The following is an 827-nucleotide window of genomic DNA, read 5'->3' on the forward strand; positions in this document are numbered from 1 at the left end:
CAGTGCCGGTACTGCGGCTCTTCGGCGTCGAGCTGGCGGCGCACCGAGGCGAGGTGCAGCCGCGCGGATTCCGCGTCGCCCTCACGCATCTGGTCGTAAGTCGCCTGCGCCACGTCCGGTGCCACGGGATGCACCGCACGGCCGGTGGACATGGCGAGAAGCTGCACCTCGGCGGCGCGCTCGAGGTAGTAGAGGTCGTCCCAGGCCTCGGCGATGGTCTGACCCAGCACCATGACGCCGTGGTGCTTCATGAAGACGATGTCCGCCTCGCCCACCGCCTCGGCGATGCGCTTGCCCTCGGCGTTGTCGAGCGCGAGCCCGTTGTAGTCGTGGTCCACGGCGGTGCGGCCGAAGAACTTGAGCGCGGTCTGCCCGGCCCAGATCAGCGGCTCGCCCTCGGTCATCGAGAGCGCGGTCGCGTAGGGCATGTGGGTGTGGAACGCCGCCTTCGCCCGCGGCAGGCGGCGGTGCATCTCGGCGTGGATGTAGAAGGCGGTGGCCTCGGGGGTGCCATTGCCCTCGACCACGTTGCCCTCGTAGTCGCAGATCAGCAGCGACGAGGCGGTGATCTCGCGGAAGGCGAAGCCGTAGGGGTTCACGAGGAAAAGGTCGTCATGCCCCGGCACCACCGCCGAGAAGTGGTTGCAGATGCCCTCTTCGAAGCCATAGCGCGCCGCCATGCGGAAGCAGGCGGCGAGATCCTCGCGCGCGCCGCGGATGGCGTCGGTGCCAAGGTCGGGGCGGTTGAGAAGCGTCGGTGCGGCGGGGGGCTGGGCGTTGGAAAGGCTGTGGGGCATGCGGGCGGCCTGTCGGGTCGTTGTCCTTGC

At 69.5% G+C, this 827-nt stretch carries 1 protein-coding gene; it reads right to left on the reverse strand.

The annotated features are described in order from the left end of the window. A partial coding sequence (locus tag HC022_RS27840; protein WP_167454522.1) for an aldolase occupies positions 1–797 on the reverse strand: 797 nt, incomplete at its 3' end. Positions 798–827 lie beyond the last annotated feature (30 nt).

The organism is Salipiger sp. HF18 (assembly GCF_011806505.1).
Classification (GTDB): Bacteria; Pseudomonadota; Alphaproteobacteria; order Rhodobacterales; family Rhodobacteraceae; genus Salipiger; species Salipiger thiooxidans.